This window comes from Pseudoflavonifractor sp. 524-17, assembly GCF_009935845.1.
Classification (GTDB): Bacteria; Bacillota; Clostridia; order Oscillospirales; family Oscillospiraceae; genus Pseudoflavonifractor_A.
In genome coordinates this window covers 23874-30779 of record NZ_QWEK01000045.1, presented here as the reverse complement: position 1 = coordinate 30779, position 6906 = coordinate 23874, and the positions used below count along the sequence as shown (strand labels likewise).

Annotated in this window: 5 protein-coding genes and 1 pseudogene; 5 read left to right on the top strand and 1 reads right to left on the bottom strand. The window is 59.9% G+C overall.

Annotated features, from left to right (window positions below; genetic code table 11):
* Positions 1–198: 198 nt before the first annotated feature.
* The 5 genes and pseudogenes from uvrC (at position 199) to D1159_RS14570 (ending at position 4545) form a co-directional block, all read left to right on the top strand.
* Positions 199–2031, top strand: coding sequence for an excinuclease ABC subunit UvrC (gene uvrC / locus D1159_RS14590; RefSeq protein WP_161846384.1), 1833 nt, complete (start codon positions 199–201; stop codon positions 2029–2031).
* Positions 2032–2067: 36 nt separating this feature from the next.
* Positions 2068–2616, top strand: a pseudogene (gene rsmD / locus D1159_RS14585) (16S rRNA (guanine(966)-N(2))-methyltransferase RsmD); the annotation flags it as partial.
* Positions 2617–2643: 27 nt separating this feature from the next.
* A complete protein-coding gene (gene coaD, locus D1159_RS14580; RefSeq protein WP_161846382.1) occupies positions 2644–3138 on the top strand; it encodes a pantetheine-phosphate adenylyltransferase in 495 nt (164 codons plus the stop codon).
* The gene (locus D1159_RS14575) at positions 3138–3626 is read left to right on the top strand and encodes a hypothetical protein (protein ID WP_161846381.1); all 489 of its coding nucleotides are present in this window, start codon (positions 3138–3140) and stop codon (positions 3624–3626) included. Before coaD ends, D1159_RS14575 begins: the two co-directional genes overlap by 1 nt.
* A 67-nt stretch (positions 3627–3693) precedes the next feature.
* The gene (locus D1159_RS14570; protein WP_347563706.1) at positions 3694–4545 is read left to right on the top strand and encodes an AraC family transcriptional regulator; all 852 of its coding nucleotides are present in this window, start codon (positions 3694–3696) and stop codon (positions 4543–4545) included.
* Positions 4546–4597: 52 nt separating this feature from the next.
* Here the strand turns inward: D1159_RS14570 and D1159_RS14565 are convergent, their stop codons facing one another.
* A complete protein-coding gene (locus D1159_RS14565) occupies positions 4598–6775 on the bottom strand; it encodes an alpha-galactosidase (RefSeq protein ID WP_161846380.1) in 2178 nt (725 codons plus the stop codon).
* Positions 6776–6906: the final 131 nt, after the last annotated feature.

Below are 6906 nucleotides of genomic sequence, written 5' to 3'. Positions count from 1 at the left end.
TTGTCCACTCCTTATTCTCTTGATTATATACCCAATCCTTGAGAATGGGGTGTCAACTTTTTTTATACCACATCATAATGCGAAAGTCGGCGCAGCTTGACGCCACGCCGACCCTCGCTTAAAATGTTTTCTTACGTCACCGCCCTTTTGCGGCGCTTTTTTTAATACTGAACCTGTGGGAGAGGAGGAGCCGGGGATATGACCTTTGACGAGCTGAAGGAAAAGGCCCACGCGCTGCCCCTGAAGCCAGGGGTGTACATCATGCAGAACCAAAAGAATGAGGTCATCTACGTGGGCAAGGCCAAGGCCCTGAAAAACCGGGTGAGCCAGTATTTCGCGGATCTGGCCTCCCACACGGAGAAGACCCGGGCCATGGTGAGTCAGATTGACCACTTTGACGTAATCATCGCCGACAGTGAGTTTGAGGCGCTGGTGCTGGAAAATTCCCTGATCAAGCGGCACCAGCCCCACTACAATATTCTGCTCAAGGACGGAAAGGGCTATCCCTATATTCGGGTGAGCGTGAAGGACCCCTATCCCACCTTTTCCCTGGCCAATAAGGCGGCGGAGGATGGAGCCCGGTATTTTGGCCCGTTTGGCAGCCGGCTGAGTACCCAGGGGATTATCGACGCCCTGCGTCTGGCGCTGAAGCTGCCCTCGTGCAGCCGGAAATTTCCCCGGGACGTGGGCAAGGAGCGGCCCTGCCTGAACTATCACATGGGCCAGTGCGACGGCTATTGCCGAACGGAGATGAGCCGGGAACGGCACAGCGAGGCCATGGGACAGGCGCTGCGCCTGCTGGAGGGGAAGTTCCAGGAGGTGGGGGAGGATTTAAAGGCGGAGATGGAGCGGGCGGCGGAGGAGCTGCGCTTTGAGCGGGCCGCCGAGCTGCGGGACCGCTATCAGGCCATTGAGCTGCTGGGCAAGCGTCAGAAGGTGGTGGCAGGCAGTCTGGCGGACACCGACGTGGTGGGCTTTCACCGAGGGAGCGCCAAGAGCTGCTTTGTGGTGCTCCACTATGTGGACGGGGAGCTGGCGGCGAAGGACTGGGATTTGATGGAGGCCCCTATAGAGGAGGACGAGGGGACTGTGGTCTCCACCCTGGTGCGGCAGTTCTACGGGGGACGGGGAAACCTGCCCAGACAGATCCTCCTCCCCTGTGAGCTGGAGGACGAGGTGCCGCTGACCCGAATGCTCTCCGAGGCGGCGGGCCGGCGGGTGAATCTGATCACCCCCCAGCGGGGGGCTAAGGCGGATCTCATCCGTCTGGCCAACAAAAACGCCGTAGAGGAGACCGAGCGGGCCACCACGGGAGAGGAGCGGCAGAACAAGCTGCTGGAGCTGCTGGCGAAGATGCTGAATATCAGCGGGTTTCCCCGGCGAATGGAGGCGTATGACATCTCCAATACGGGGGATGATGACATAGTGGCCTCCATGACGGTCTTCGTCAACGGGCGGCCGCTGAAGCGGGATTACCGCCATTTCAAGCTGAAGGATATGGAACACCCGGACGACTATGCCTCCATGGAGCAGGTGCTTCGCCGCCGGTTCCAGCGCTATCTGGATGGGGACGAAAGGTTCTCGGAAAGGCCGGACGTGCTCCTGATTGACGGCGGCGCCACCCACGCCCGGGTGGTACAAAATGTGCTGGAGGCGTGGCGGCTGGATATCCCGGTCTTCGGCATGGTAAAGGACGGCCGCCACCGGACCCGGGCGCTGGTTACGCCGGAGGGACAGGAGATCGGCATTCAGGGCAATCCGGCGATCTTTGCCCTTATCGGCCAGATTCAGGAGGAGACACACCGGTTCGCCATTGAGTTTAACCGCCTTCAGCGCAAAAAGCGGGTGCAGGGCTCCATTCTGGACCAGATCCCCGGGATAGGGGAAAAACGGAGAAACCAACTGCTAAAATACTTCAAGAGCGTGAAGCAGATCAAAGCGGCCTCCCTGGAGGAACTGGAAGGCGCGGTGCCCAAAAGCACCGCCCAGGCGGTCTACCAGTTTTTCCGGGAGAAGGAGCCGGAGGCATAGACGGAAGCAGTCTGCGCCAGACAAAGGGAGGAAGGACAAATGCGGGTAATTACAGGATCCGCCCGGGGCAAGCGGCTGCGGGAGCTGTCCGGGATGGAGACCCGGCCCACCACGGACCGGGTGAAGGAGTCCATTTTTAACATTATACAGTTTGATATTGAGGGCCGGCGGATTCTGGACCTGTTCGGCGGCACAGGCCAGCTGGGGATTGAGGCCCTGTCCCGGGGGGCGGCCCACTGCACCTTTGTGGATGTGCGCAAAGACGCGGCGGCGCTGATTGGGGAAAACCTGCGCGCCACCCGGCTGGAGAATCAGGCCCGGGTGTGCCAGCGGGACGCCATTGCCTTCCTGACCTCCTGCCGGGAAAAGTATGACGTGCTCTTTCTGGACCCACCCTATGCCTCTGGACTGCTGGAGCGGTCCATTGAGACGGCGGCCGGAATTGACATCTTGTCTGAAAATGGTATAATGGTCTGCGAAAGTGCGGGGGAAACCGTGCTGCCGGCGCTGAGCGCCCCTTATGAGAAGGGACGGGAGTACCGCTACGGCAAGATTAAGATTACCATATACCGGCGCGGACTGTAACGGCGCGGGAGAGAGGAGGGGGTGGCAGTGAAGATTGCCATCTACCCTGGCAGCTTTGACCCCATCACTTTGGGGCACCTGAATATTATCAAACGGGCGGCGGTATGCTTCGACAAGCTGATTGTATGCGTACTGGTAAACTCAGAAAAGCGCGCAGGCCTGTTTTCTTATGAGGAGCGGGTGGAGTTGATCTGCCGCGTGACCCAGAAGCTGCCAAATGTGGAGGTGGACTGTTCCGCTACCCTCCTGGCGGAGTATGCCCGGGAGAAGAAGGCGTGTACGCTGATAAAGGGCCTGCGGGCGGTGTCCGACTATGAAAATGAGATGCAGATGGCGCTGCTGAACCGGAAACTGAACCCTCGTCTGGACACGATGCTGATGCCGTCCAGCGGAAAGTATACCTATATCAGCTCCAGTGTGGTGAAGGAGATGGCCCGCTACGGCGCGGATCTGTCGGACTTTGTGCCCCGGGAGATCATAGACGACGTGAATGAACGAGTGCGGCAAAGGAGGGGGATATAATGGCCAGTGGCGTGGAAGAACTGATGGACCTGCTCTACCAGATGATTGACGAGGCCAAGAGCGTGCCGCTGAGCAGTGATAAATGTATCATCGAGCGGGACAAAGCCCTGGATCTGCTGGATGAAATCCGGGGACAGTTTCCCATGGAGCTGAGTGAGGCGAAAAAGCTGCTCAACAGCCGCAGTGACTATATTGCCTCCGCCAAGCGGGAGGCGGACTTAATTCGCAGGCAGGCGGAGGATCGGGCCCGGCAGCTTTTGGCGGAGGACGAGATTACGGCCCAGGCCAAGCAGCGGGGCAGCGACATGATCCGCCAGGCGGAGGAGCGCAGCCGGGAGCTGCGCCGGGCGGCCAATGAATACTGTGAGGACGCCCTGCGCCGGACCGAGGAGGCCGTGGCGGAGGCCTATGATGAGATTAAACGCTCCCGGGCCCGGTTCCGGAGCGCTGCGGCCGGCACTGCCAGCGGCCGGCAGAAGCCGGTGTAAGAACCTGTGTACCAATCGCCAGAAGCGGGATGTGCGGAGGCACGGAAGAGAAAGGGGGCGCTCCGCTGTGGGTGAATTCTCCTTTTCTGTCTTTCCCAACGAAAACTTTCTCGATCTGCGGCTGTACCAGTACGGCTGGGAGCAGTGCGCGCCGCTGCACTCCTTCGGCCCCTTTGTGCGCAACCATTTCCTGTTCCACTATGTGATCTCGGGAAAAGGGCATCTGAACTCCACGGACAGAGAGGGCGTGACGCGCCAATATGACCTTGGCGCGGACGAGGGATTTCTAATCTGCCCCGGCCAGATCAACACCTACTGTGCCGATAAGAACAGACCGTGGAAGTATGTCTGGCTGGAGTTTGACGGGCTGCGGGTGGCGGAGTATATGGACAGTGCGGGGATGGGCTTCTCCCAGCCCATCTACCTGCCCCAGAGCGCTGCTCTGGGGCAGCAGGTACGCGATACCATGCTGTACATCGCCAACCACTCCGAGGCGTCTACCCTCCATCTGATTGGACATCTTTGCCTGTTTCTGGACGGTTTTATCCAGTCTTCCTCCACCCGGCGGGAGCTCCATGGCGGCCAGCTGCGGGATTTTTACATCCAAGAGGCGGTCACTTATATGGAGCACAACTACCAGCGGGAGATCACGGTGGAAGAGATTGCCGATGTCTGCAAGCTGAACCGGAGCTATTTCAGCAAGCTGTTCAAGGAGAATATGGGCTGTCCGCCCCAGGAATTTCTCATCCGGCTGCGGCTGTCAAAGGCCACAGAGCTGATGAAGACCACAGCCAATTCGATTGGAGATATCTCTACCCTGTGCGGATACCCCAACCAGCTCCACTTTTCCAGGGCCTTTAAAAAGCGCTACGGCGTGTCCCCCAGGGAGTGGAGACTTCAAAACCAGCCGCAAAATTAAAATGGATGACCGGCCAGAGGACCGGTCATCCATTTTTGCTGCCTTTGCGGGGCTATTGTGCGGATAAGTAGAGCTGAACAGACTGGTAGTCTCCCCACGGCATGGGAAGGGGGTAGCCGGCCTGCATAAGAACGTCCCCCGGATAGCTGACGCCGTTGACCTGGTAGCGCAGGCTGGGATCCAGGCCCTTCAGGCGCAGGGTGACAAAGGAGGGGGCGGCGCATACGCTGCCGGTGACCACGGAAACCAGCGCCTGCCGCTGGTCCTGGGACACGTGGGCCCAGGCAGTAAAGGGGTCCTGGAACGGGTTGCTGAGGCGGTAGTAATCTCCGTCCTGAATCAGTTGGTAATAGGCGTGATAATCCGCCACCTGCTTCTGGATGATTTCCCGTTCGGCCTGGGTGGTCTTGCCCAGATCCATTTCGTAGCCGAAGGCGCCGGACATGGCCACTACGCCCCGGGTCTCCAGGGGAGTCACCCGGCCGTTCTGCTCATTAGGCACGCTGGACACGTGGGCGCCCATGGTGCAGGGGGGATAGCAAAAGGAGGTGCCGTACTGGATGTGCAGACGGTCAATGGCGTCGGTGTTGTCGCTGCACCAGATCTGGGGTGTATAGTAGAGCATGCCAGCGTCAAACCGGCCGCCGCCGCCGCTGCATCCTTCCATAAGCAGATTGGGGAAGTCCCGGTGAAAGCGGTTGAGCAGATCGTACACCCCCAGGACATAGCGGTGGTAGACCTCACCCTGGCGCTCGGTGGGGAGGGCGGCGGACCACACGTCGGACAGGCTGCGGTTCATGTCCCACTTGATGTAGGTGATGTCAGCGCTGGACAGCACGGCGCGCAGAGCGCTGTAGATGTGGTCTCGGACCTCTGCGCGAGAGAAGTCCAGTACAAGCTGGCTGCGGCCCCGGGTCTGGGCCCGGCCGGGGATCCCCAGTACCCAGTCCGGGTGTTCGCGGTAGAGCTGGCTGTCCTCGTTGACCATCTCCGGCTCAATCCACAGGCCGAAGGACATGCCAAGGGCTTTGATGCGGGGGACCAGTGCCTCCAGACCGCCGGGGAGCTTTTTCTGGTTGACGGACCAGTCGCCCAGGCCGCTGTGATCGCTGTCCCGGCTGCCGAACCAGCCGTCGTCCATGACAAACAGGCCGATGCCGAGAGGAGCCGCCGCCTGGGCGATCTGTACCAGGCGATCAGCGTCGAAGTCAAAATAGGTGGCCTCCCAGTTGTTGATTAACACCGGTTTGCGCTGCCCGGCCAGAGGGTCCCGGAGCAGGTGTTTCCGGATGGCCCGATGGTACTGGCGGCTCATCTGGGAGAAACCGTTGGGGGAGCAGATGAGGGCGGCCTCCGGGGCGGTGAACCCCTCGTTGGGAGCGAGCGTGTAGCAGAAGTGGTGGGGATTGATGCCCATGACTAAGCGGCAGCCCTCAAACTGGCTGCGCTCGGCCTGAGCCTGAAAATTACCGCTGTAGAGCAGCATGGCGCCCCAGCACAGGCCGGAATCCTCGCCAGTTCCCGGCTCACAGAGGACGACAAAGGGGTTGTGCTGATGGCTGGAGGTTCCCCGGATGCTGCCCACCCCCTGTACGCCGGGGCGCAGGGGGGCCCGGTGGGGACAGCGTTCCATCACATGGCGTCCGTCGAAGGTGATGAGATCCAGGTCGCCGCGCTGGAAGTCCAGGCACACGGAGGCGGCCTGATACAGCCGGATGGGGCGATTTCCCTGGTTAACAATGCGCACTGCCCGGGTGATCAGATCCTGTGCCTCCAACACGCCATAGTATAGCTCCACCCGGAGATGGGCGGCAGTGTCTTCCAGAAAGAGGATCAGAGTTTCCCACTCGCCGCCGCCAAAAAAGGCAGGCAAGCCGTCCAGGGCGTATTTTCCGTCCTGCCGGGCAAAGCCGATAAAACGCAGGTCGGTAATGTGGCTGCCGTCCGCCAGCTCAGTTTCCAGAGAGGGCAGGCGAAAATCGCCCACGCCGCAGGAGGAGTACTCCTGCGGCAGAGTGTCCAGAGAGTAGGTGCGGCAATGGCCGGCTTCCCCGGGATTGGGGGAAAAGCCCCGGTCGGTATACTGAATCAGGTAGGACAAGTCGCCGCCGCTGATACGGGGGCCATAATAGGTGTGAAGCAGCACACGGTATGAATCGGCTTTCATCTGATAGGTGGTGTTTTTGGTGTGCAGGGTAAAGAGCAGGTTTGTTTCATCACAAATAATCATAAAAAACCCTCCGTGCGCCTGTGTCCGGCGGAGCTGAGATAAATTTGAAATACTGCCGCGGTCATTGTAAGGGATTTTCTTCTTGGATGCAACTGGTTAAAACGACGAAATACAGCGGGAGGAAACCAGTG

Excerpts from the sequence above, each read along its gene's own strand:
- uvrC (WP_161846384.1), top strand. The coding sequence starts at position 199 with ATGACCTTTGACGAGCTGAAGGAAAAGGCCCACGCGCTGCCCCTGAAG.
- D1159_RS14565 (WP_161846380.1), bottom strand. The coding sequence starts at position 6,775 with ATGATTATTTGTGATGAAACAAACCTGCTCTTTACCCTGCACACCAAA.
- D1159_RS14575 (WP_161846381.1), top strand. The coding sequence starts at position 3,138 with ATGGCCAGTGGCGTGGAAGAACTGATGGACCTGCTCTACCAGATGATT.